This is a genomic window from Streptomyces sp. NPDC057287 (genome assembly GCF_042667905.1).
Taxonomy (GTDB): Bacteria; Actinomycetota; Actinomycetes; order Streptomycetales; family Streptomycetaceae; genus Streptomyces.
In genome coordinates this window covers 118,557-142,784 of record NZ_JBHUYV010000009.1, presented here as the reverse complement: position 1 = coordinate 142,784, position 24,228 = coordinate 118,557, and the positions used below count along the sequence as shown (strand labels likewise).

22 protein-coding genes are annotated in these 24,228 nt (G+C 71.7%); 20 read left to right on the top strand and 2 right to left on the bottom strand.

Annotated elements, in window-relative coordinates; all coding sequences use genetic code 11:
* The first annotated feature begins 100 nt into the window (after window positions 1-100).
* The 4 genes from ACFUNE_RS19305 to nusB all read left to right on the top strand — a co-directional run bounded on the left by ACFUNE_RS19305 (window position 101) and on the right by nusB (window position 3,151).
* Window positions 101-925 (top strand): Pro-rich N-terminal domain-containing protein, encoded by an 825-nt coding sequence (locus ACFUNE_RS19305; RefSeq protein ID WP_383569005.1) that lies wholly within the window; start codon window positions 101-103, stop codon window positions 923-925.
* Between the two features lie 69 nt (window positions 926-994).
* On the top strand, window positions 995-2,101 hold the full coding sequence (locus ACFUNE_RS19300; protein ID WP_383569002.1) for a M24 family metallopeptidase: 1,107 nt from the start codon (window positions 995-997) through the stop codon (window positions 2,099-2,101).
* A 49-nt stretch (window positions 2,102-2,150) separates the two neighbouring features.
* Window positions 2,151-2,717, top strand: coding sequence for an elongation factor P (gene efp, locus ACFUNE_RS19295; RefSeq protein WP_031097761.1), 567 nt, complete (start codon window positions 2,151-2,153; stop codon window positions 2,715-2,717).
* A gap of 2 nt (window positions 2,718-2,719) precedes the next feature.
* Window positions 2,720-3,151: a transcription antitermination factor NusB gene (gene nusB, locus ACFUNE_RS19290; RefSeq protein ID WP_073751719.1), complete on the top strand. Its 432-nt coding sequence runs from the start codon at window positions 2,720-2,722 to the stop codon at window positions 3,149-3,151.
* 185 nt (window positions 3,152-3,336) lie between these two features.
* On the opposite strand, the gene bldD is transcribed toward nusB, so the two are convergent.
* The gene (bldD, locus tag ACFUNE_RS19285; RefSeq protein ID WP_014157378.1) at window positions 3,337-3,837 is read right to left on the bottom strand and encodes a transcriptional regulator BldD; all 501 of its coding nucleotides are present in this window, start codon (window positions 3,835-3,837) and stop codon (window positions 3,337-3,339) included.
* A 221-nt stretch (window positions 3,838-4,058) separates the two neighbouring features.
* Here bldD and pyrR point away from each other — a divergent pair, with 221 nt between their 5' ends.
* The 14 genes from pyrR (at window position 4,059) to ACFUNE_RS19215 (ending at window position 20,813) form a co-directional block, all read left to right on the top strand.
* Window positions 4,059-4,643 (top strand): bifunctional pyr operon transcriptional regulator/uracil phosphoribosyltransferase PyrR, encoded by a 585-nt coding sequence (gene pyrR, locus ACFUNE_RS19280; RefSeq protein ID WP_383568997.1) that lies wholly within the window; start codon window positions 4,059-4,061, stop codon window positions 4,641-4,643.
* A gap of 89 nt (window positions 4,644-4,732) precedes the next feature.
* The gene (locus ACFUNE_RS19275; RefSeq protein ID WP_383568994.1) at window positions 4,733-5,749 is read left to right on the top strand and encodes an aspartate carbamoyltransferase catalytic subunit; all 1,017 of its coding nucleotides are present in this window, start codon (window positions 4,733-4,735) and stop codon (window positions 5,747-5,749) included.
* Window positions 5,750-5,751: 2 nt separating this feature from the next.
* Window positions 5,752-7,038, top strand: coding sequence for a dihydroorotase (locus ACFUNE_RS19270; protein ID WP_383568991.1), 1,287 nt, complete (start codon window positions 5,752-5,754; stop codon window positions 7,036-7,038).
* Window positions 7,035-7,661, top strand: a complete 627-nt coding sequence (locus ACFUNE_RS19265; RefSeq protein WP_383568988.1) for a hypothetical protein — start codon at window positions 7,035-7,037, stop codon at window positions 7,659-7,661. Before ACFUNE_RS19270 ends, ACFUNE_RS19265 begins: the two co-directional genes overlap by 4 nt.
* Complete coding sequence (gene carA, locus ACFUNE_RS19260; protein ID WP_383568984.1) at window positions 7,658-8,800, top strand: glutamine-hydrolyzing carbamoyl-phosphate synthase small subunit; 1,143 nt, start codon at window positions 7,658-7,660, stop codon at window positions 8,798-8,800. Before ACFUNE_RS19265 ends, carA begins: the two co-directional genes overlap by 4 nt.
* Window positions 8,793-12,101 carry a carbamoyl-phosphate synthase large subunit gene (gene carB / locus ACFUNE_RS19255; RefSeq protein ID WP_383568981.1) on the top strand — a complete coding sequence of 1,103 codons (3,309 nt, stop codon included), beginning with the start codon at window positions 8,793-8,795 and terminating at the stop codon, window positions 12,099-12,101. Before carA ends, carB begins: the two co-directional genes overlap by 8 nt.
* 56 nt (window positions 12,102-12,157) lie before the next feature.
* Window positions 12,158-13,267, top strand: a complete 1,110-nt coding sequence (locus ACFUNE_RS19250) for a quinone-dependent dihydroorotate dehydrogenase (RefSeq protein ID WP_383568978.1) — start codon at window positions 12,158-12,160, stop codon at window positions 13,265-13,267.
* Complete coding sequence (pyrF, locus tag ACFUNE_RS19245; protein ID WP_383568975.1) at window positions 13,264-14,103, top strand: orotidine-5'-phosphate decarboxylase; 840 nt, start codon at window positions 13,264-13,266, stop codon at window positions 14,101-14,103. Before ACFUNE_RS19250 ends, pyrF begins: the two co-directional genes overlap by 4 nt.
* Window positions 14,104-14,348: 245 nt before the next feature.
* Window positions 14,349-14,672 (top strand): integration host factor, encoded by a 324-nt coding sequence (locus tag ACFUNE_RS19240; RefSeq protein ID WP_014157387.1) that lies wholly within the window; start codon window positions 14,349-14,351, stop codon window positions 14,670-14,672.
* Window positions 14,673-14,710: 38 nt separating this feature from the next.
* Window positions 14,711-15,328 (top strand): guanylate kinase, encoded by a 618-nt coding sequence (gene gmk / locus ACFUNE_RS19235; RefSeq protein ID WP_383568972.1) that lies wholly within the window; start codon window positions 14,711-14,713, stop codon window positions 15,326-15,328.
* 103 nt (window positions 15,329-15,431) lie between these two features.
* Window positions 15,432-15,704 carry a DNA-directed RNA polymerase subunit omega gene (gene rpoZ / locus ACFUNE_RS19230; RefSeq protein ID WP_003970369.1) on the top strand — a complete coding sequence of 91 codons (273 nt, stop codon included), beginning with the start codon at window positions 15,432-15,434 and terminating at the stop codon, window positions 15,702-15,704.
* A gap of 178 nt (window positions 15,705-15,882) precedes the next feature.
* Window positions 15,883-17,085: a bifunctional phosphopantothenoylcysteine decarboxylase/phosphopantothenate--cysteine ligase CoaBC gene (coaBC, locus tag ACFUNE_RS19225; protein ID WP_383568969.1), complete on the top strand. Its 1,203-nt coding sequence runs from the start codon at window positions 15,883-15,885 to the stop codon at window positions 17,083-17,085.
* A 238-nt stretch (window positions 17,086-17,323) separates the two neighbouring features.
* Window positions 17,324-18,547 (top strand): methionine adenosyltransferase, encoded by a 1,224-nt coding sequence (gene metK / locus ACFUNE_RS19220; RefSeq protein ID WP_383568966.1) that lies wholly within the window; start codon window positions 17,324-17,326, stop codon window positions 18,545-18,547.
* 121 nt (window positions 18,548-18,668) lie between these two features.
* Window positions 18,669-20,813, top strand: a complete 2,145-nt coding sequence (locus tag ACFUNE_RS19215; RefSeq protein WP_383568963.1) for a primosomal protein N' — start codon at window positions 18,669-18,671, stop codon at window positions 20,811-20,813.
* A 140-nt stretch (window positions 20,814-20,953) separates the two neighbouring features.
* On the opposite strand, the gene ACFUNE_RS19210 is transcribed toward ACFUNE_RS19215, so the two are convergent.
* The gene (locus ACFUNE_RS19210; RefSeq protein WP_383568960.1) at window positions 20,954-21,466 is read right to left on the bottom strand and encodes a hypothetical protein; all 513 of its coding nucleotides are present in this window, start codon (window positions 21,464-21,466) and stop codon (window positions 20,954-20,956) included.
* 260 nt (window positions 21,467-21,726) lie between these two features.
* Between ACFUNE_RS19210 and fmt the strand changes: the two genes are divergently transcribed.
* Together fmt and ACFUNE_RS19200 are read left to right on the top strand one after the other, a co-directional pair.
* Window positions 21,727-22,659: a methionyl-tRNA formyltransferase gene (gene fmt, locus ACFUNE_RS19205; protein WP_383568957.1), complete on the top strand. Its 933-nt coding sequence runs from the start codon at window positions 21,727-21,729 to the stop codon at window positions 22,657-22,659.
* Window positions 22,660-22,759: 100 nt separating this feature from the next.
* The gene (locus tag ACFUNE_RS19200) at window positions 22,760-24,193 is read left to right on the top strand and encodes an RsmB/NOP family class I SAM-dependent RNA methyltransferase (protein WP_383568954.1); all 1,434 of its coding nucleotides are present in this window, start codon (window positions 22,760-22,762) and stop codon (window positions 24,191-24,193) included.
* Window positions 24,194-24,228 lie beyond the last annotated feature (35 nt).

Genomic DNA, 24,228 nt, shown 5'->3' with positions numbered 1-24,228 from the left:
ACTTCGTGCCTTCCCCGCCCGTTCACCGCATGGCGGCCGGGGAAGGTACGGTTGCCGTCCGACCAGCGGCAGTTGCCTGTACGAGACGGAGTGGCACCGGATGCAGCACGCAGTGGGGGCCCCGCTGCCTCCGCCCCAGGGTCCCGGTACCGGGCCGTGGACGCACCAGGCCCAGCACTCAGGCCACCCCGGCCAGGCAGGTCCCCCGCCTCCTCCCGTGGCGCCGGGTCCCCAGCCGGCCTTGCCCGGGCCGCCCGGGCCCCAGCACGCCCCGGTGCCGTCCTCCCGGGAGACCACCGGACACGTCCAGCTGCCGCCCGGGGGCCCCGTCCCGCTGCCCGCTCCGCCCGCGGAGTCGGGTACCGGCGCCGCGACCCTGGCCGTGCTCCTGATCGGCCCCGCCGGTGCGGGCAAGACCACGGTCGCCAAGCTCTGGGCCGGACGCCGCCGGGTTCCCACCGCGCACGTGTCCCTGGACGACGTCCGCGAATGGGTCTGTTCCGGTTTCGCCGATCCGCAGGCGGGGTGGAACGACCACTCCGAGGCCCAGTACCGCCTGGCCCGGCGTACCTGCGGCTTCGCCGCCCGTAACTTCCTGGCCAACGGAATCTCCTGCATCCTCGACGACGCCGTCTTCCCCGACAGGCCCGTCGTCGGCCTCGGAGGCTGGAAGCGGCATGTCGGTCCCGGTCTGCTCCCCGTCGTCCTCCTGCCCGGCCTGGAGGTCGTCCTGGAGCGCAACGCGGCCCGCAGCGGGAACCGCAGGCTCTCCGACGAGGAGGTCGCCCGGATCCACGGCCGGATGGCCGGCTGGTACGGCTCGGGTCTGCCGATCATCGACAACTCCACCTACGACGTCGAGACGACCGCACGGGTCCTCGACGACGTCCTGGCCCGCTCCATAGCCAGCCCGCCCGCCTGGTAGGGACCCCGCGGTTCCCGGTCGGGTGCGCTGACCGGGCGGGGCTCCGCCCGCGCTCGTAGGCTCGGGAACATGTCAGAGGTGTACGCCGTCCGACGCGGGCTGCTGCGTCACCGGTACGCCGCCGCCGGATCCGCGGCCGCACTGGTCTCCCGCCCCGCCAACGTCCGCTATCTCGCGGGTGGGGCCCCGCCCGGCGCCGTGCTGCTGCTCGGCCCCGGCGAGGACGTCCTGCTCTCCCCCCGCGCGCCGACCGGCGACCCCGCCCACGGGCGCCCCGACGAACAGCTGCGGCTGACCGTCCTGTCCGACCCCGACGGCGACCCCGTGGTCGCGGCGGCAGACCTCGCGGGCGGCCTGCACGCCGAATCCCTGGCGGTCGAGGAACACGACCTGACGGTCGCCCGCCACCGTGCCATGGGCTCCGTGGCCCCGCGCCTGCGCCTGGGCGACCTCGGCAGCACGGTGGAGCAGCTGCGCCTGGTGAAGGACGAGGAGGAGATCGCCTGCCTGCGCATCGCGGCGGAGATCACCGACCAGGCGCTCGGCGAGCTCCTGGAATCCATCCTGGTGGGGCGCACCGAACGTCACCTCGCCCTGGAGCTGGAGCGCCGGCTCGTGGACCACGGCGCGGACGGCCCGGCCTTCGCCACCTCCGTGGGAACGGGGCCCCACTCGGGGCTGGGCCGCCACCGGCCCACCGATCGCAGGGTCGAGGAAGGTGATTTCCTGTCCGTCTGCCTCGGGGCGAACTACCGCGGATACCGCTGCGAGATCGGCCGGACGTTCGTCATCGGGACCAGCCCCGCGGACTGGCAGATCGAGCTCTACGACCTTGTTTTCGCCGCTCAGCGGGCCGGACGGGAGGCGCTGGTCCCCGGTGCCGCCTACCGCGACGTGGACCGCGCAGCCCGCCATCTCCTGGACTCGGCGGGCTACACGGAGGGCCTTCAGCCCAGCACCGGGCACGGGGTCGGACTCGAAATCGACGAGGACCCGCAGTTGGCACCGACAGCCATGGGTAAACTGGACGCTTGTGTGCCGGTCACCGTCGAACCGGGGGTCCACCTCCCGGGCCGGGGCGGTGTCCGGATCGATGACACGCTCGTCGTGCGCCCCGAGGCGGACGGCGGACCCGAGCTACTCACCATTACGACCAAGGAGCTGCTCGCGCTCTAGCGCGCATCCTCGGTCGTCCACCAGCTTCAGTCCAGGAGATTCCGCAACCGTGGCTTCCACGAACGACCTCAAGAACGGCCTGGTGCTCAAGCTCGACGGAGGCCAGCTCTGGTCCGTCGTCGAGTTCCAGCACGTCAAGCCCGGCAAGGGCCCGGCCTTCGTGCGCACCAAGCTCAAGAACGTGCTCTCCGGCAAGGTCGTCGACAAGACGTTCAACGCCGGCGTGAAGGTCGAAACGGCCACCATCGACCGCCGCGACATGCAGTTCTCGTACATGGACGGCGAGTACTTCGTCTTCATGGACATGAACACGTACGACCAGCTCATGGTCGACCGCAAGGCTGTCGGCGACGCGGCCAACTTCCTGATCGAGGGCTTCACCGCCTCCGTGGCCCAGCACGAGGGCGAGGTGCTCTACGTCGAGCTGCCCGCCGCCGTCGAGCTGACCATCCAGCACACCGACCCCGGCGTGCAGGGTGACCGCTCCACCGGCGGCAGCAAGCCCGCCACACTGGAGACCGGTTACGAGATCGGCGTGCCGCTCTTCATCACCACCGGCGAGAAGATCAAGGTCGACACCCGTACGGGCGACTACCTCGGCCGGGTGAACAGCTAACCGTGGCTGCCCGGAACAAGGCCCGCAAGCGCGCCTTCCAGATCCTCTTCGAGGCCGACCAGCGCGGTGAGTCCGTGCAGACGGTCCTCGCGGACTGGGTACGGCTCTCGCGGACCGACGACCGCCAGCCGCCGGTCGGAGAATTCACGATGGAGCTGGTCGAGGGGTACGCGCAGTACGCGGACCGGATCGACGACCTCATCGTCACCTACGCCGTGGACTGGGAGATCGACCGCATGCCGGTCGTCGACCGGAGCATCCTGCGGCTCGGTGCGTACGAGCTGATCTGGATGGACTCGACTCCGGACGCCGTCGTCATCGACGAGGCGGTCCAGCTCGCCAAGGAGTTCTCCACGGACGACTCCCCGACCTTCGTGAACGGCCTGCTGGCCCGGTTCAAGGACCTCAAGCCGAATCTCCGCCGGGAGCAGTAGCCTCCGGCGGTGCCGAGCCGAAGAAGGGCCCACGGTCTCCCCGACCGTGGGCCCTTCGGCGTGCCCCACCGCGATCCGGAGGCGGTGCGGACAATCCGGAGGCGGTGCGGACACGAAAACGCCGGGTGGGCGGGGTCCTCGGGACCCCGCCCACCCGGCGGTACCGCGTCTTGGTCCGGGGCCGGTCAGCCCTCGTCGTGCGCCACCGCGCGGCGCGCGTCGGCGTCCAGGACGCCCCAGCTGATCAGCTGCTCGGTGAGCACGGACGGCGACTGGTCGTAGATCACGGCGAGGGTCCGCAGGTCGTCCTGGCGGATGGAGAGCACCTTGCCGTTGTAGTCGCCGCGCTGGCTCTGGATCGTCGCCGCGTAACGCTGCAGCGGTCCGGCCTTCTCCGGCGGCACGTGGGCGAGGCGCTCGAGGTCGAGGACCAGCTTCGGCGGAGGCTCGGCGGCGCCGCCGGGGGTCGTGCCGGGCAGGAGCTCCTGCACCGGGACGCCGTAGAAGTCGGCCAGCTCGGCAAGGCGCTGCACGGTCACGGCGCGGTCGCCGCGCTCGTAGGAACCGACCACGACGGCCTTCCAGCGGCCCTGGGACTTCTCCTCCACGCCGTGGAGGGAGAGGCCCTGCTGGGTGCGGATGGCGCGGAGCTTGGCCCCGAGCTGCTTTGCGTATTCGCTGGACATAAGGCTCCCCGGACGCTGGAACATTCTGCGGCTGGGCCGCGTGGCTGGTAACTCACTGTGAGGTTACGCAGCGTTACTTGGCTGCGTCAAGCCGAAAGGTCCGGACTGCCACCTCTTGGGGGCGGTCCCAGGGCCTCGCACAAGCCCTGGTATCGTGGATGACGCAATTTAGACGTCCTTTAACGTCCGTCCAGTGAGGCGGAGAAGGAGGTCCGTTTCTTATGGACTCACAGCATGACCACACCGGCAATGCGGCACGCCCCGTTCTCGAGGCTCCCGACATCGCCCGGGTACTGACCCGAATCGCCCACGAGATCGTCGAACGCGCCAGGGGCGCTGACGATGTGGTGCTTCTGGGCATCCCGACACGCGGGGTCTTCCTCGCCCGTCGGCTCGCCGGAAAGCTCGAAGAGATCACCGGCCGGAAGACGCCGGTCGGGTCACTCGACATCACCATGTACCGCGACGACCTCCGGATGCGCCCCGCGCGTGCCCTGGGACGCACCGAGATCCCCGGTGAGGGCATCGAGGGCCGCCTCGTCGTGCTGGTGGACGACGTGCTCTTCTCCGGCCGCACGATCCGGGCCGCACTCGACGCGCTCGGCGACATCGGCCGGCCCCGCGCCGTACAGCTCGCGGTCCTCGTCGACCGCGGCCACCGAGAACTCCCGATCCGTGCCGACTACGTCGGCAAGAACCTCCCCACGTCGCTGCGGGAGACGGTCAGGGTCCAGCTCGCCGAGGAGGACGGCCGCGACGCCGTGCTGCTCGGCGTCAAGCAGACCGTCCCGGCAGGCGAGCAGTAGCGGAGTCCCACCCCGTGCGTCCCATCGGCCGCACGGCCGCTCCGGCACGCCCGCCTGCCTGATTCCTCCACCCTTCACGGAGATCCCAGATGCTGCGCCCCCCAGGGGACAACCCCCGGACCCCCCGTCACCTCATCTCGGCCGCAGACCTCACCCGCGACGACGCCGTCCTGATCCTCGACACCGCCGAGGAGATGGCCCGGGTCGCGGACCGGCCGATCAAGAAACTTCCCACGCTGCGTGGACGAACGGTCGTCAACCTTTTCTTCGAGGACTCGACCCGTACGAGGATCTCGTTCGAGGCCGCTGCAAAGCGTCTCTCCGCCGACGTCATCAACTTCTCCGCGAAGGGCTCGTCCGTCTCCAAGGGCGAGTCGCTCAAGGACACCGCCCTGACCCTGGAAGCCATGGGCGCGGACGCCGTCGTCATCCGGCACGGCGCCTCCGGGGCCCCGTACCGCCTCGCGACGTCCGGCTGGATCGACAGCGCGGTCGTCAACGCCGGTGACGGCACGCACGAGCACCCGACCCAGGCCCTGCTGGACGCGTTCACGATGCGGCGCAGGCTGGTCGGGCCCGACGTGGGGATCGGCCGGGACCTCGAAGGCCGGCGGATCACGATCGTCGGCGACATCCTGCACAGCCGCGTCGCCCGCTCCAACGTCCACCTGCTGCACACGCTCGGCGCGCACGTCACCCTGGTGGCCCCGCCCACCCTCGTGCCCGTCGGCGTCGAGCAGTGGCCCTGCGACGTCAGCTACCGGCTCGACGACGTGCTGCCGAAGTCGGACGCGGTCATGATGCTCCGGGTGCAGCGCGAGCGGATGAACGCCGCCTACTTCCCGACCGAGCGCGAGTACTCCCGGCGCTACGGCCTGGACGGTGAGCGCATGGCGAAGATGCCGGAGCACGCGATCGTGATGCACCCCGGCCCGATGGTCCGCGGCATGGAGATCACGGCCGAGGTCGCCGACTCCGACCGCTGCACCGCCGTCGAGCAGGTCGCGAACGGCGTCTCCACCCGCATGGCCGTCCTGTACCTGCTGCTCGGCGGTTCCGAGACCGCGCTGCCCTCCGCCTCCGCCCGTACCGAGGAGAACAAGTAATCATGAGCAAGATCCTTATCCGCGGTGCGAAGGTCCTCGGCGGCGAGCCGCAGGACGTCCTCATCGACGGCGAGACCGTCGTCGAGGTCGGCACCGGCATCGAAGCGGGAGACGCCACCGTGATCGAGGCGGCCGGCCAGATCCTGCTGCCCGGCCTCGTCGACCTGCACACCCACCTGCGCGAGCCCGGGCGCGAGGACTCCGAGACCGTCCTCACCGGTACGAAGGCCGCCGCGGTCGGCGGCTTCACCGCCGTCCACGCCATGGCCAACACCTTCCCCGTCGCCGACACCGCCGGCGTCGTCGAGCAGGTCTGGCGGCTCGGCAAGGAGTCCGGCTACTGCGACGTGCAGCCCGTCGGCGCCGTCACCGTCGGCCTGGAGGGCAAGCAGCTCGCCGAGCTCGGCGCCATGCACGACTCCGCCGCCGGAGTGAAGGTCTTCTCCGACGACGGCAAGTGCGTCGACGACGCCGTGATCATGCGCCGCGCGCTGGAGTACGTGAAGGCCGTCGACGGCGTCGTGGCCCAGCACGCGCAGGAGCCCCGCCTCACCGAGGGCGCCCAGATGAACGAGGGCATCGTCTCCGCCGAGCTCGGTCTCGGCGGCTGGCCCGCCGTGGCCGAGGAGTCGATCATCGCCCGCGACGTCCTCCTCGCCGCCCACGTCGGCTCCCGGGTGCACATCTGCCACCTGTCGACCGCCGGCTCCGTGGAGATCGTCCGCTGGGCCAAGTCCAAGGGCTGGAACGTCACCGCCGAGGTCACGCCGCACCACCTGCTGCTCACGGACGAGCTCGTACGGACCTACAACCCGGTCTACAAGGTGAACCCGCCGCTCCGCACCGAGGCCGACGTCATGGCCCTGCGCGAGGCGCTCGCCGACGGCACCATCGACTGCGTCGCCACGGACCACGCCCCGCACCCGCACGAGGACAAGGACTGCGAGTGGGCGGCCGCCGCCATGGGCATGGTGGGCCTGGAGACCGCGCTCTCCGTGGTCCAGCAGACGATGGTGGACACCGGTCTCCTCGACTGGGCGGGCGTCGCCGACCGCATGTCGTTCCGCCCCGCGGCCATCGGCAGGCTCGAAGGACACGGCCGGCCCGTCTCGGCGGGTGAGCCCGCCAACCTCACTCTGGTCGATCCGGCATACCGTGGAGCTGTGGACCCCGCGGGCTTCGCCTCCCGCAGCCGCAACACTCCGTACGAGGGTCGCGAGCTGCCCGGCCGAGTGACCCACACCATCCTGCGGGGCCGTGCAACGGTCGTCGACGGGAAGCTCGCGTGACAACACTCAACCCCCTCCACCTGCTGGCCGCCGAACAGAAGTCGGCCGAAGTGACGGACTGGTCGGCCCGCGTCAGCTGGGTCCTCGGACTGGTCGTCTTCATCGCGTTCGTCTACTGGCTGATGCGCCAGGGATGGAAGTGGCGGGGGAGCCTGCAGTCCGGGCTGCCTGAGCTCGCGACGACCCCCGCAGGGTTCACCGACGGTGAGACGCTCCTCACGCTGACCGGCCGCTACCACGCGTCCACGACCGCCGGGCAGTGGCTCGACCGGATCGTGGCGCACGGCCTCGGCACCCGCAGCCGGGTCGAGCTGACCCTCACCGCCGAGGGCCTCGACGTCGTGCGTCCCGGGGCGGCCGACTTCTTCGTACCGGCCGCCGCACTGCGCGAGGCCAGGCTCGACAAGGCCCTCGCCGGCAAGGTCCTGCCCGAGGGCGGCCTGCTGGTCATCACCTGGGACCACGGCGGGACGCTGATCGACTCGGGATTCCGCTCCGACCGCGCGGCCGAGCACCAGGCATGGGTCGACGCCGTCGACCACCTCACCGGCACAGCCGGCAAGAACCTCACCGGCACAGCCGGCAACAACCTCACCAGCACGAAGGAAGGCACCGCACGATGACGATCTCCACCCGGGGAGCCGGAAAGGCTCCCGCCGTACTCGTCCTGGAGGACGGCCGCTCCTTCCGCGGCCGCGCCTACGGGGCCGTGGGGGAGACCTTCGGAGAGGCGGTTTTCTCCACCGGCATGACCGGTTACCAGGAGACGCTGACCGACCCCTCGTACCACCGCCAGGTCGTCGTCATGACCGCCCCGCACGTCGGCAACACCGGCGTGAACGACGAGGACCCCGAGTCGAAGCGGATCTGGGTCTCCGGCTACGTCGTGCGCGACCCCGCACGGACACCCTCCAACTGGCGCTCCCGCCGCTCGCTGGACGAGGAGCTCGCGAGCCAGGGCGTCGTGGGGATCAGCGGCATCGACACCCGCGCCCTCACCCGCCACCTGCGTGAGCGCGGCGCGATGCGCGTCGGCATCTTCTCCGGGAACGCCGTCCAGGACGAGGGCGTCCTGCTCGCCAAGGTGCGCCAGGCCCCCGAGATGGCAGGCGCCGACCTCGCCGCCGAGGTCGCCACCAAGGAGGCGTACGTCGTCCCCGCCATCGGCACCAGGAAGTTCACCGTCGCGGCGATCGACCTCGGCATCAAGGGCATGACCCCGCACCGCATGGCCGAGCGCGGCATCGAGGTGCACGTCCTGCCCGCGACCGCCACCCTCGACGAGGTCTACGCGGTCCGGCCCGACGGAGTCTTCTTCTCCAACGGCCCCGGCGACCCGTCCACCGCCGACCACCCGGTCGCCCTCATGAGGGGCGTCCTGGAGCGGAAGACCCCGCTCTTCGGCATCTGCTTCGGCAACCAGATCCTCGGCCGCTCGCTCGGCTTCGGCACCTACAAGCTGAAGTACGGCCACCGCGGCATCAACCAGCCGGTGCAGGACCGCACGACCGGCAAGGTCGAGGTCACCGCGCACAACCACGGCTTCGCCGTCGACGCCCCGCTCGACAAGGTCTCCGACACGGAGTTCGGCCGCGCCGAGGTCTCCCACGTCTGCCTGAACGACCAGGTCGTCGAAGGGCTGCAGCTGCTCGACCAGCCGGCCTTCAGCGTTCAGTACCACCCCGAAGCAGCCGCCGGCCCGCACGACGCCGCGTACCTCTTCGACCGTTTCGTCACCCTGATGGAGGGCCAGCGTGCCTAAGCGCTCCGATATCCAGTCCGTCCTGGTCATCGGCTCCGGCCCGATCGTCATCGGGCAGGCAGCCGAGTTCGACTACTCCGGCACCCAGGCCTGCCGCGTACTCAAGGCCGAGGGCCTGCGCGTCATCCTGGTGAACTCCAACCCCGCGACGATCATGACCGACCCGGAGATCGCCGACGCCACGTACGTCGAGCCGATCACCCCCGAGTTCGTCGAGAAGATCATCGCCAAGGAGCGCCCCGACGCGCTCCTGCCCACGCTGGGCGGCCAGACCGCGCTCAACACCGCGATCTCCATGCACGACAACGGCGTGCTGGAGAAGTACGGCGTCGAGCTCATCGGCGCCAACGTCGAGGCCATCAACAAGGGTGAGGACCGCGACCTCTTCAAGGGAGTCGTCGAGGCCGTCAAGGCGAAGATCGGCTACGGCGAGTCCGCCCGCTCCGTCATCTGCCACACCATGGACGACGTCATCGCCGGCGTCGACACCCTCGGCGGCTACCCCGTCGTCGTCCGCCCCTCCTTCACCATGGGCGGCGCCGGCTCCGGCTTCGCCCACGACGAGGAGGAGCTGCGCCGCATCGCCGGGCAGGGCCTCACCCTCTCGCCGACCACCGAGGTGCTCCTCGAGGAGTCCATCCTCGGCTGGAAGGAGTACGAGCTGGAGCTGATGCGCGACAAGAACGACAACGTCGTGGTCGTCTGCTCCATCGAGAACTTCGACCCGATGGGCGTCCACACCGGCGACTCGATCACGGTCGCCCCGTCGATGACGCTCACCGACCGTGAGTACCAGCGGCTGCGTGACATCGGCATCGCGATCATCCGCGAGGTCGGTGTCGACACCGGCGGCTGCAACATCCAGTTCGCCATCGACCCCGCCGACGGCCGGGTCATCGTCATCGAGATGAACCCGCGCGTCTCCCGCTCCTCGGCGCTCGCCTCCAAGGCCACCGGCTTCCCGATCGCCAAGATCGCCGCCAAGCTGGCCGTGGGCTACACGCTGGACGAGATCCCCAACGACATCACCGAGAAGACCCCGGCCTCCTTCGAGCCGACCCTCGACTACGTCGTCGTGAAGGCCCCGCGCTTCGCCTTCGAGAAGTTCCCCTCCGCCGACTCCACCCTCACCACCACCATGAAGTCGGTGGGCGAGGCCATGGCGATCGGCCGGAACTTCACCGAGGCCCTCCAGAAGGCCCTGCGCTCCCTAGAGAAGAAGGGCTCGCAGTTCGCCTTCACCGGGGAGACCGGCGACAAGGCCGAGCTGCTCGCCGAGGCGGTCCGCCCGACCGACGGCCGGATCAACACCGTGATGCAGGCGATCCGGGCCGGAGCCACCCAGGAGGAGGTCTTCGACGCCACGAAGATCGACCCCTGGTTCGTCGACCAGCTCTTCCTGATCAAGGAGATCGCCGACGATCTGGCCTCCGCCGAGCGCCTGGACGCCGACCTGATCGCCGAGGCCAAGCGGCACGGCTTCTCCGACGCCCAGATCGGCGAGATCCGCGGTCTGCGCGAGGACGTCGTCCGGGAGGTCCGGCACGCGCTCGGCATCCGCCCGGTCTACAAGACCGTCGACACCTGCGCCGCCGAGTTCGCCGCGAGGACGCCGTACTTCTACTCCTCCTACGACGAGGAGAGCGAGGTCGCGCCGCGCACCAAGCCCGCGGTGATCATCCTCGGCTCCGGCCCGAACCGCATCGGCCAGGGCATCGAGTTCGACTACTCGTGCGTCCACGCCTCCTTCGCCCTGAGCGACGCGGGCTACGAGACCGTGATGGTCAACTGCAACCCGGAGACCGTCTCCACGGACTACGACACCTCCGACCGGCTCTACTTCGAGCCGCTCACCCTCGAGGACGTCCTGGAGATCGTGCACGCGGAGTCGCTGGCCGGCCCGATCGCGGGCGTCATCGTCCAGCTGGGCGGCCAGACCCCGCTCGGCCTCTCGCAGGCCCTCAAGGACAACGGTGTGCCGATCGTGGGCACCTCCCCGGAGGCCATCCACGCCGCCGAGGACCGCGGCGCCTTCGGCCGGGTCCTCGCGGAGGCGGGCCTGCCGGCCCCGAAGCACGGCACCGCCACCACCTTCGCCGAGGCCAAGGCCATCGCCGACGAGATCGGCTACCCCGTCCTCGTACGCCCGTCGTACGTGCTCGGCGGCCGCGGCATGGAGATCGTCTACGACGAGACACGGCTCTCCTCGTACATCTCCGAGTCCACCGAGATCAGCCCCACCCGGCCGGTCCTGGTCGACCGCTTCCTCGACGACGCCATCGAGATCGACGTCGACGCGCTCTACGACGGCACCGAGCTCTACCTCGGCGGCGTCATGGAGCACATCGAGGAGGCCGGCATCCACTCCGGCGACTCCGCCTGCGCGCTGCCCCCGATCACCCTCGGCGGCTACGACATCAAGCGGCTGAGGGCCTCCACCGAGGGCATCGCCAAGGGCGTCGGCGTACGCGGACTGATCAACATCCAGTTCGCGCTCTCCGGCGACATCCTCTACGTCCTGGAAGCCAACCCGCGCGCCTCGCGGACCGTCCCCTTCACCTCGAAGGCGACCGCGGTCCCGCTCGCGAAGGCCGCCGCCCGCATCTCGCTGGGCGCGACCGTCGCGGAACTGCGCGAGGAGGGGCTGCTGCCGAAGCAGGGCGACGGCGGCACCCTGCCGCTGGACGCGCCGATCTCCGTCAAGGAGGCCGTCATGCCGTGGTCGCGCTTCCGCGACATCCGCGGCCGCGGCGTGGACACGGTCCTCGGCCCGGAGATGCGCTCCACCGGTGAGGTCATGGGCATCGACTCCGTGTTCGGCACGGCGTACGCCAAGTCGCAGGCCGGCGCGTACGGCCCGCTGCCCACCAAGGGCCGCGCCTTCATCTCCGTCGCCAACCGCGACAAGCGCTCGATGATCTTCCCGGCCCGCGAGCTCGTCGCCCACGGCTTCGAGCTGATGGCCACCTCCGGCACGGCCGAGGTGCTCAAGCGCAACGGCATCAACGCCACCGTCGTGCGCAAGCAGTCCGAGGGCGAGGGCCCCGACGGCGAGAAGACCATCGTCCAGCTGATCCACGACGGCGAGGTCGACCTCATCGTCAACACCCCGTACGGAACGGGCGGCCGGCTCGACGGCTACGAGATCCGCACCGCGGCCGTGGCCCGGTCCGTGCCGTGCCTCACCACGGTCCAGGCGCTCGCCGCCGCCGTGCAGGGCATCGACGCGCTCAATCACGGCGGGGTCGGCGTACGTTCCCTCCAGGAACACGCGGAACATCTGACCGCGGCCCGCGACTAGCCTGCTCCCCAGGGGGACACCGGAAACGGTGTCCCCCTCTTCATGAGGACACCGTGATGTACAAACTCTTCTTCCAGCTGGTCTTCAAGCGGATGGACCCGGAGCAGGCCCACCACCTGGCGTTCCGGTGGATCCGCCTCGCCGCCCGCACCCCCGTGCTGCGCACCTTCGTCGCCGCCGCGCTCGCCCCCCGCCACGAGGAGCTGCGCACCGAGGCCCTCGGCCTGCGGATGCACGGTCCGTTCGGGCTCGCCGCCGGCTTCGACAAGAACGCCGTCGCGATCGACGGCATGTCGATGCTCGGCTTCGACCACATCGAGATCGGCACGGTCACGGGGGAGCCGCAGCCCGGCAACCCGAAGAAGCGGCTGTTCCGCCTGGTCGCGGACCGCGCGCTGATCAACCGCATGGGCTTCAACAACGAGGGCTCCGCGGCCGTGGCGGAGCGCCTCGCCGGCCGCACCCCCGTCTTCCGCACGACCGTCGGCGTCAACATCGGCAAGACCAAGGTCGTCCCCGAGGCCGAGGCCGTGGGCGACTACGTGAAGTCCACCGAGCGGCTCGCCGCCCACGCGGACTACCTCGTCGTTAACGTCTCCTCGCCCAACACACCCGGTCTGCGCAACCTCCAGGCCACCGAGTCGCTGCGCCCGCTGCTCACCGCGGTGCGCGAGGCGGCCGACCGCACCGTCACGGACCGCCGGGTCCCGCTGCTCGTCAAGATCGCCCCGGACCTCGCGGACGAGGACGTCGACGCGGTGGCCGACCTCGCCGTCGAGCTCGGCCTGGACGGCATCATCGCCACCAACACCACCATCGCCCGCGACGGCCTCGGCCTGAGGTCCCCCGCCTCCCTGGTCGAGGAGACCGGAGGACTCTCCGGCGCGCCCCTCAAGGAGCGCTCCCTGGAGGTCCTGAGCCGCCTGTACGCCCGCGTGGGGACCCGGATCACCCTGGTGGGCGTCGGGGGCATCGAGACCGCCGAGGACGCCTGGCAGCGCATCCTGGCCGGTGCCACGCTCGTCCAGGGCTACAGCGCCTTTATCTACGAGGGCCCGTTCTACGCCCGCGCGATCAGCAAGGGCCTGGCCGCCCGCCTGGCCGCCTCCCCGTACGCCACCCTCGCCGAAGCCGTCGGCGCCGAGACACGGAAGGTCATGCAGTGACCCCTGAACCCTTCGGCGCGCGCCTGCGCCACGCCATGGACACCCGCGGGCCGCTCTGCGTCGGCATCGACCCGCACTCCTCCCTGCTCACCTCCTGGGGCCTGAACGACGACATCGCGGGCCTGGAGCGCTTCACGCGCACCGTCGTCGAGGCACTGGCCGACCGGGTCGCCGTGCTCAAGCCGCAGTCCGCGTTCTTCGAGCGCTTCGGCTCGCGCGGCATCGCGGTCCTGGAGAAGGCCGTCGAGGAGGCCCGCGCGGCAGGGGCGCTGGTGCTCATGGACGCCAAGCGCGGCGACATCGGCTCCACGATGGGCGCCTACGCGGCCACCTACCTCGACAAGGACTCGCCGCTGTTCTCCGACGCGGTCACCGTCTCGCCGTACCTCGGTTTCGGCTCGCTGCGCCCGGCGCTCGACGCCGCCGAGGTGTCCGGCGCGGGTGTCTTCGTGCTCGCCCTCACCTCCAACCCGGAGGGCGCCGAGGTCCAGCGCGCCACCGCCGCGGACGGGCGTTCGCTGGCCCAGCTGATGCTCGACCACATGGCCGCCGAGAACGCCGGCGCGACGCCGCTCGGCTCCGTCGGCGCGGTGGTCGGCGCGACGCTCGGGGACGTGGGCGCCGACCTGTCGATCAACGGCCCGCTGCTCGCCCCCGGCATCGGCGCCCAGGGAGCCACGCCGGCGGATCTTCCCCGGGTCTTCGGCGCCGCGGTCGGCAATGTCGTGCCGAGCGTGAGCCGGGGTGTGCTGCGTCACGGACCGGACGTGTCAGGGCTGCGCGAAGCCGCCGGGCGGTTCGCGGACGAGGTCCGATCGGCCGTCTCGGAAGCTTGACCATGCCACGTAACTGCCTGTGGGTGGAATCCTGACCAGAATTCCGGGTTGTTATGGCCGAAATGTCCGGCTCGATCGAGGCTGACCAGGACTTTTCCGCTGTTCTCGCTGACTCAGGCGGCCTTGGCCGCTAGTCTCCGTCGAGAGCCAACGAGTACACGTTGTTCGTTGGCTCACCAGGTGCGGAGCCATCAGGTTCCTCGCCGGTCCGTATCCGACAGATCGACATCCGAGGTGACGTAGGCGTGGCTCTTCCGCCCCTTACCCCTGAACAGCGCGCAGCCGCGCTCGAAAAGGCCGCCGCGGCTCGCCGGGAGCGGGCCGAGGTCAAGAATCGACTCAAGCACTCCGGCGCCTCGCTCCATGAGGTCATCAAGCAGGGCCAGGAGAACGACGTCATCGGCAAGATGAAGGTCTCCGCCCTTCTCGAGTCCCTGCCGGGCGTGGGCAAGGTCCGTGCCAAGCAGATCATGGAGCGGCTCGGCATCTCCGAGAGCCGCCGGGTCCGGGGTCTTGGCTCCAACCAGATCGCATCCTTGGAGCGTGAGTTCGGCGGCAGTGCCGCCTGACGTTCTCAGGCACTCCTGAGAGCGGGGATAATCGCCCCATGGCTGCAACATCCCGGGGGACGTCCCCCGTACCCCCGGACGTACGTCCGCGGCTGACCGTGCTCTCCGGCCCCTCGGGGGTCGGCAAGAGCACGGTCGTCGCTCATATGCGCAAGGTTCACCCCGAGGTGTGGCTCTCGGTGTCGGCCACGACCCGCAAGCCGCGCCCCGGCGAACGCAACGGCGTCCACTACTTCTTCGTGGACGACGAGGAGTTCGACAAGCTGATCGCCAACGGCGAGCTGCTGGAGTGGGCCGAATTTGCGGGCAACCGCTACGGCACGCCCCGCCGGGCCGTGCTCGACCGCCTGGAGGCGGGCGAGCCGGTGCTGCTGGAGATCGATCTGCAGGGTGCCCGCCTGGTCCGCCAGTCGATGCCCGAGGCGCAGCTCGTCTTCCTCGCACCGCCCGGCTGGGACGAGCTGGTGCGCCGGCTCACCGGCCGGGGCACGGAGGCGCCCGACGTGATCGAGCGCCGGCTCGCGGCGGCGAAGATCGAGCTGGCGGCCGAGGCCGAGTTCGACACCACACTCGTCAACACCTCCGTCGAGGACGTGGCACGCGAGCTGCTAACGTTGATGCTGCAGGCTTCCGGCCTCCACGGTACCGACGACTGACCTCACCGGTCCCTCCGCCGGCCCGCGGACGCAGAGCATCACCACTGCGGAACCAGCATGATCAAAGATCTCTTTGATCACTATCCCCTTCGGAAGGCAGAGAGTGTCCTCTTCCATCACCACGCCCGAGGGCATCATCAACCCGCCGATTGATGAGCTCCTCGAGGCCACCGACTCGAAGTACAGCCTCGTGATCTACGCCGCCAAGCGCGCGCGCCAGATCAACGCGTACTACTCGCAGCTCGGTGAAGGCCTCCTCGAGTACGTCGGTCCGCTCGTCGACACCCACGTGCACGAGAAGCCGCTCTCGATCGCGCTCCGCGAGATCAACGCGGGCCTGCTGACCTCCGAGGCCATCGAGGGCCCCGCGCAGTAAGCAGGCGGCACGCAGGAAACGCACCTTCACCACAGGCCCGGCGGTCTTCACCCGCCGGGCCTGTGGTGTGTCCGGCGCCGGACCCGGCGTGGGCCGCCCGGCGCGGTGAGGCAGCATGGGGTCCGTACGTCATGAGGCCGCACGCGAGTGCGCGGAGACACGAGTGCGGGGAGACGCAGTGGAGAAGCCGAGGGTCGTCCTGGGGGTCAGCGGAGGCATCGCCGCGTACAAGGCGTGCGAGCTGCTGCGCAGGCTGACCGAGTCCGGCCACGACGTACGGGTCGTGCCGACCGACGCGTCGCTGCACTTCGTCGGGGCGGCCACCTGGTCGGCCCTCTCCGGGAACCCCGTGTCCACCGAGGTATGGGACGGCGTGCACGAGGTGCCCCACGTCCGGATCGGCCAGGCCGCCGATCTCGTGGTGGTGGCTCCCGCCACCGCGGACATGCTCGCCAGGGCCGCGCACGGCCTCGCCGACGACCTGCTCACCAACACCCTGCTCACCGCTCGCTGCCCGGTCGTCTTCGCCCCCGCGATGCACACCGAGATGTGGGAGCACCCGGCCACCCAGGAGAACGTCGCCACCCTGCGCCGCCGCGGCGCCGTCGTGATCGAGCCCGCGGTCGGCAGGCTCACCGGAGTGGACACGGGCAAGGGCCGGCTGCCCGACCCCGGGGAGATCTTCGAGGTCTGCCGCCGGGTCCTGGCCCGCGGGCCCGTCGCCCCCGACCTCGCCGGCCGTCACGTGGTGATCAGCGCGGGCGGCACCCGTGAGCCGCTCGACCCGGTCCGCTACCTGGGCAACCGGTCCTCGGGCAAGCAGGGCTACGCCCTCGCCCGCACGGCCGTCGCCCGGGGCGCCCGCGTGACCCTGATCGAGGCCAACACCGGGCTCCCCGACCCCGCCGGAGCCGACGTCCTGCGCGTCGGGACCGCCGTGCAGCTCCGCGAGGCGGTGCTGAAGGCGGCGGCCGACGCCGATGTGGTCGTGATGGCCGCGGCGGTCGCCGACTTCCGTCCGGCCGCCTACGCGACGGGGAAGATCAAGAAAAAGGACGGCCAGGAGCAGCCCCCCATCGCACTCGTCCGCAACCCCGACATCCTCGCCGAGGTCGCCGCCGACCGGGCCCGCGCGGGGCAGCTCGTCGTCGGATTCGCCGCCGAGACCGACGACGTCCTCGCCAACGGCCGCGAGAAGCTCCGCCGCAAGGGCTGTGATCTCCTCGTCGTGAACGAGGTGGGGGAGCGCAAGACCTTCGGTTCCGAGGAGAACGAGGCGGTCGTGCTCGGGGCCGACGGTGGCGAGACCGCTGTGCCGTACGGGCCCAAGGAAGCGCTCGCCGACACCGTGTGGGACCTCGTCGCGGCGCGTTTCCGTTAGATTGCGTGAATGCCGTTCCGCGGGTGGGAGCCCACGGCGATGGCGATGTCCCGCACCCGGAAGGAGTGATTGTCGTACTGCTGTCAACAGTGCCGCAGGTCACAGACCTCCCAAGGGGCGAGACGCGTGACCCAAACACCGGAAGCGACCGATAAACTGGTCGACGGAATGTGCCGGGCGCAGCTCCCGGAGTTCCATCAATGATCAGCCAGCAGCCGCTGCAACCCCAGGGAGCGATGTGTCCCGCCGTCTCTTCACCTCGGAGTCCGTTACCGAGGGCCACCCCGACAAGATCGCTGACCAGATCAGCGACACGATTCTCGACGCGCTCCTGCGTGAGGACCCCTCCTCGCGCGTCGCCGTCGAGACCTTGATCACCACCGGTCTGGTGCATGTCGCGGGTGAGGTCACGACCAAGGCCTACGCCGACATCCCCAACCTCGTGCGCAACAAGGTGCTGGAGATCGGCTACGACTCCTCCAAGAAGGGCTTCGACGGAGCCTCCTGCGGCGTCTCGGTGTCCATCGGAGCGCAGTCCGCGGACATCGCCCAGGGCGTCGACACCGCGTACGAGAAGCGGGTCGAGGGTGCCTCCCGGAGGGAAGAGGAGGACGAGCTCGACAAGCAGGGCGCCGGCGACCAGGGGCTGATGTTCGGCTACGCCTGCGACGAGACGCCCGAGCTGATGCCGCTGCCGATCCACCTCGCGCACCGGCTCTCGCGCCGCCTCTCCGAGGTCCGCAAGAACGGGACCATCCCGTACCTGCGCCCCGACGGCAAGACCCAGGTCACCATCGAGTACGACGGCGACAAGGCCGTCCGCCTCGACACGGTCGTCGTCTCCTCGCAGCACGCCTCCGACATCGACCTGGACTCGCTGCTCGCACCCGACATCCGCGAGTTCGTCGTCGAGCACGTCCTGAACCAGCTCATCGAGGACGGCATCAAGCTGGACACCGAGGGCTACCGCCTGCTGGTGAACCCGACCGGCCGTTTCGAGATCGGCGGCCCGATGGGCGACGCCGGCCTCACCGGCCGCAAGATCATCATCGACACCTACGGCGGCATGGCCCGCCACGGCGGCGGCGCCTTCTCCGGCAAGGACCCGTCCAAGGTCGACCGCTCGGCCGCCTACGCCATGCGCTGGGTCGCCAAGAACGTCGTGGCGTCCGGCCTCGCCACCCGCTGCGAGGTCCAGGTCGCGTACGCGATCGGCAAGGCCGAGCCGGTGGGCCTCTTCGTCGAGACCTTCGGCACCGCCGCGGTCGACACGGAGAAGATCGAGCACGCCATCGGCGAGGTCTTCGACCTCCGCCCGGCCGCGATCATCCGTGACCTCGACCTCCTCCGCCCGATCTACGCCCAGACCGCGGCCTACGGACACTTCGGCCGTGAGCTTCCGGACTTCACCTGGGAGCGCACCGACCGCGTGGACGCGCTGCGCCGGGCGGCGGGGCTCTAGCACCGCTTGCCGTCCTTCACGCCGGGGCCCGGACACCGCACCAGGTGTCCGGGCCCCGGTGTGCTGTCCGGCCGTTCCCGGCGGCCGGGGCGTGTCAGTGGTGTCTGGTAGGAATGTGGCTGTGAGCAGCGACGACGAGCGGTCCGACGAGCCCGGGGCCGGGGCACCGGAGCAGCTTGCGCTCATCCGGGAGGCCGTGCGACGGGCCGACGTGCCGCGCGCCAAGCCGCGGACCTGGCGGGGCGCCGCACTCGCCGAAGAGCTGCCGGTCGCCCGCGTCCTGGTGAACAAGGGCGCCCTCCACCTCGATCAGTACTTCGACTACGCCGTTCCCCAGGAGCTCGACGCGGACGCCCGGCCCGGCGTGCGGGTCCGGGTGCGCTTCGGAGCCGGCGGGCGCCAGGTGCGCGGCGGGCGGCGCGAGGGCGGCGGTCTGATCGACGGCTTCCTGATCGAGCGGCGCGCCACCTCGGACTACCAGGGGGCCCTCGCGGCCCTCGCCTACGTCGTGTCACCCGAGCCGGTCCTCGGGCCGGAGCTGCTCGAGCTCTCGCGGGCCGTCGCCGACCGATACGCCGGCAGCCTCGCGGACGTGCTCCAGCTCGCCGTGCCCCCCAGGAACGGCCGCGCGGAGGGCAAGCCGTCGCCCGAGCCCCTTCCGCCGCCCCCCACCCCTGAGCCCGGGACCTGGGTACGGTACGCGCAGGGGCCCGGTTACCTCCGGGCACTGGCCGAGGGCGGTGCGCCCCGGGCCGTGTGGACCGCGCTCCCCGGACCGCACTGGCCCGAGGAGATCGCCCGCGCCATGGCCGCGACCCTGGCCTCGGGCCGGGGCGCGCTCGTCGTCGTACCGGACGGCCGGAGCGCGGGCCGGGTCGACGCCGCGCTCACCGCGTTGCTGGGGGAGGGGCGCCACGCCCTGCTGACCGCCGACTCCGGGCCGGAGAAGCGCTACCGCCAGTGGCTGGCGGTCCGGCGCGGCTCCGTGCGCGCGGTGGTCGGCACCAGGGCCGCGATGTTCGCCCCGGTCGCCGACCTCGGCCTGGTGGCGCTCTGGGACGACGGCGACTCCAGCCACAGCGACGACAACGCCCCCTTCCCGCACGTCAGGGAGGTCCTGGAGCTCCGGGCGGCGCACGGTCGTTGCGCGTTCCTGCTGGGCGGGACGAGCTGCACGGTCGAGGCCGCCCAACTGGTCGAGAGCGGCTGGGCCCTGCCCCTGCGGGCGGAGCGGGAGCAGCTGCGGATCGCCGCCCCCCTCGTGCGCACCGTCGGCGACGGGGAGCTCGCACGCGACGGCGCCGCCCGCTCGGCGCGGCTCCCCAGCCTGGCCTGGCAGACCGTGCGGGACGGGCTGCGCAGCGGCCCCGTGCTCGTCCAGGTGCCACGCCGGGGGTACGCCCCCCGGCTGGCCTGCGAGCGTTGCCGCGAGCCCGCGCGGTGCCGGCACTGCGCGGGGCCGCTCCAGGCCCCGGATCAGCAGGATCTCGACTGCGCCTGGTGCGGGCGGGCCGAGACGGCCTGGAGCTGTGCCGCCTGCGGCGGTGTGCGGCTGCGGGCGCAGATCGTCGGTGCCCGCAGAACGGCCGAGGAGCTGGGACGGGCGTTTCCCGCGGTGCCCGTTCGGACGTCGGGGCGGGACCACGTGCTGGACTCCGTGCCCGACCAGCCCGCCCTGGTCGTGAGCACCCCGGGGGCGGAGCCGGTGGCCGAGGGCGGATATGCGGCGGCGCTGCTGCTGGACGGCTGGGCGATGGTCGGCCGCCCCGACCTGCGGGCGGGGGAGGAGGCGCTGCGGCGCTGGACGGCCGCCGCCGCGCTGGTGCGGGGGCAGCCCGAGGGCGGCACGGTGGTGATCGTGGCGGAGCCGACCCTTCGGCCCGTGCAGGCGCTGGTCCGCTGGGACCCGGTCGGCCATGCCCGCCGCGAGCTCGCGGAGCGGGCGGAGCTCGGTTTCCCGCCGGTGTCCCGCATGGCCTCGGTGACCGGCCCGCCGGAGGCGGTGGCCGCGTACCTCGCGGGCGCGGAGCTGCCCCCCGAGGCGGAGGTGCTCGGCCCGGTGCCGGTGGCGGGGGCCGCCCCCGGCCAGCCCCGCAGGCAGGGCGACGCGCCGCCCGGGGAGACCTGGGAGCGCGCGCTGGTGCGGGTCCCGCCCGGCCGTGGGGCGGCGCTGGCGGCCGCCCTGAAGACGGCTCAGGCGGCCCGGACGGCCAGGGGCACCGGGGATCCCGTACGCATCAGGATCGACCCGCCGGACATCGGCTGACGCGGCCGGGGCCGCGCGGGAGGCACCGGGCGCCGCCGGGCCCCGGCCCCTCCGGCTACAGCCGGGCCCAGGCTCCACGGCGACGGCCGGGCCCACCCGATCACCGGTCCGGGCCCGACCCGGCCGGCCCCGGGTCCGTCTCAGCCGTTGCGCGGGCCGGGGAAGGCGCCGGGGCGGTCGGACGGCTGCGGCGGCATGGAGCGGGCCGCGGGCACCGCCGGCACCGCGGGGGAGGAGCCCGGCCCGGCGGGCACCGTACGGTTCACGGTCTCCGCGACGGCCTCCGCCGTCCCCGGCTGCGGGGTCGAGCGGCGCGCCCCGTAACGGCGGTGCACCGCCTGCTTGGTGACCCCGAGGGCGGAACCCACCGCGTCCCACGAGAAGCCCAGCGAACGGTCGAAGTCCACCGCCGCCGTGACCAGCGTCTCGACACTGTCCCGCAGTTCCTGGGCCAGCCGGACCGTCGGGGCCGGCGCCCTGCCGTAGACGACGAAGCCCGCGGACGGGCCGGAGCGGCGGGGGCGGTAGACATTGCCCAGCTGCGCAGTGAGGGTGCGCAGCGCGTCCACCTGCCGCCGGACCCGCTCGATGTCCCGCACCAACAGGTGCAGACTGGCACGCGCTTGGGCGTCGTGGGTTGCGTGGTCGGCCATGAACAAGCCTCTCGAACCGGCGTTGAAAGGGATCGGACCGCGCGGCGGCGGCCCACTTCGGTCAATCTCACTTGACCAACGCGTCACCCGGCCATGTGGTCACGCAATAGGGGCGTATGTGCATATGCGCGGGGCGCATACGACTGCGTACGCCCCCGGGCCGCCGGGGGCGGGGCGGCCCGGGCGGGACGCGGAGGTCACCCCCTAGACTGGTGTGCTGCTCGCCACGTACGTCCCGCCCGAGAGGCAGTGCGCCACCCATGAAGCTCGTCTTCGCAGGCACCCCCGAGGTCGCCGTTCCCGCTCTGGACGCCCTGATCGCCTCCGAACGCCACGAGGTGGCCGCCGTGGTGACCCGTCCCGACGCACCGGCCGGCCGGGGCCGCAGGCTGGTCGCCAGCCCCGTCGCCGAGCGCGCCGAGGAGGCGGGCATCGAGGTGCTCAAGCCCACCAGGCCGCGTGACGAGGACTTCCTGGCGCGGCTGCGGGAGATCGCGCCGGACTGCTGCCCCGTCGTCGCCTACGGCGCGCTGCTGCCCAAGGTGGCGCTCGACGTCCCCGCGCGTGGCTGGGTCAACCTGCACTTCTCGCTGCTGCCCGCCTGGCGCGGAGCCGCGCCCGTGCAGCACGCGGTGATGGCCGGCGACGAGGTCACCGGCGCGTCGACCTTCCTGATCGAGGAAGGACTGGACTCGGGTCCGGTGTACGGCGTCCTGACCGAGGAGATCCGGCCCACCGACACCAGCGGCGATCTGCTCACCCGGCTCGCCTTCGCGGGCGCCGGGCTGCTCGCGGCGACCATGGACGGAATCGAGGACGGCACCCTGCACGCCGTGCCGCAGCCGGCCGAGGGCGTCACCCTCGCGCCGAAGATCACCGTCGAGGGCGCCCAAGTGCGGTGGACGGAGCCCGCGCTCCGGGTCGACCGCGTGGTGCGCGGCTGCACGCCCGCCCCCGGCGCATGGACCCTCTTCCGCGGTGAGCGCCTCAAGCTGGTCCAGGCCGTCCCCGTCCTGGACCGCACCGACCTGGCTCCGGGCGAGCTGTCGGCCGGCAAGAACAACGTGTACGTCGGCACCGGCTCCCACGCCGTGGAGCTCCTCTGGGTCCAGCCGCAGGGCAAGAAGCCGATGAGGGCCGCCGACTGGGCCCGCGGCGTGCGCATCGCCCACGGCGAACTGCTCGGCAACTGAGGCGCCGGGGCGGGCCACCGGGGCTCGGGACCCGGGGCCCCCGGGCGGCGACGTACGCTGGACGGGTTCGCCCCCTCACCATCAGCGGAGCACCTTTCACGTGAACGACCAGCAGCGTCGACGTCCCGCCAAGCCCCACCGCCGTCCCAAGAAGGACCCGGTCCGGTTCCTCGCCTTCGAGGTCCTCAGGGCGGTCGACGAACGCGATGCCTACGCCAACCTCGCTCTCCCCCCGCTGCTGAAGAAGGCGCGCGCCAAGGGTGACTTCGAGGGCAGGGACGCGGCGCTGGCGACCGAGCTGGTCTACGGGACCCTGCGCCGTCAGGGCACCTACGACGCGATCGTCGCCGCCTGCATCGACCGGCCGCTGCGCGAGGTCGACCCGCCGGTGCTCGATGTGCTGAACATGGGCGTCCACCAGCTGCTCGGCACCCGCATCCCGACCCATGCGGCCGTCTCCGCCAGTGTGGAGCTGGCACGGGTGGTGCTGGGTGAGGGCCGCGCCAAGTTCGTCAACGCCGTACTGCGCAAGGTCTCCGCACACGACCTCGAGGCGTGGGTGGAGCGCGTCGCCCCCTCGTACGAGGAGGATGCCGAGGAGCACCTCTCGGTCGTCCACTCGCACCCCCGCTGGATCGTCTCCGCCCTCTGGGACGCCCTGGGCGGCGGCCGCGCCGGGATCGAGGACCTGCTGGAGGCCGACAACGAACGGCCCGAGGTGACCCTGGTGGCCCGGCCCGGCCGCTCCACCACCGACGAGCTCCTCGACGCCCTCGGCGAGGAGAGCGGCCTCCCCGGCCGCTGGTCGCCCTACGCCGTGCGGATGGCCGAGGGCGGCGAGCCGGGCGCCCTGGCCGCCGTCCGGGACGGCAGCGCCGGTGTGCAGGACGAGGGCAGCCAGCTCGTCGCGGCCGCTCTGGCCAACGCCCCGGTCGAGGGCGGCGACACCCGGTGGCTGGACGGCTGCGCGGGCCCGGGCGGCAAGGCCGCGCTGCTGGCGGCGCTCGCCGCCGGCCGCGGCGCGACGCTGCTCGCCGCGGAGAAGCAGCCGCACCGCGCCCGGCTCGTCGAGCGCGCCCTGGCGGGCAACCCGGGGCCGTACCAGGTGATCACCGCCGACGGGACCCGGCCGCCGTGGCAGCCGGGGTCCTTCGACCGGGTGCTCATGGACGTGCCGTGCTCCGGTCTCGGCGCGTTGCGCCGGCGCCCGGAATCCCGCTGGCGGCGGCGCGCCGAGGACCTGGAGAGCTTCGCTCCCCTGCAACGGGGTCTGCTCCGAGAGGCGTTGAAGGCCGTCCGGATCGGCGGAGTGGTCGGTTACGCGACCTGCTCGCCGCACCTCGCGGAGACCCGGGTCGTCGTCGACGACGTGCTCAAGGGGCGCGGCGGGGCGTCCGTCGAGGCCGAGTGGATCGATGCCCGCCCGCTGCTCCCGGGTGTGCCCGCGCTGGGCGACGGGCCGGACGTCCAGCTGTGGCCGCATCTGCACGGTACGGACGCGATGTACCTCGCTCTCCTGCGCCGGACGGCCTGACCGGGGGGAAAAGGCCGGGATTGCGCGAACCGTAA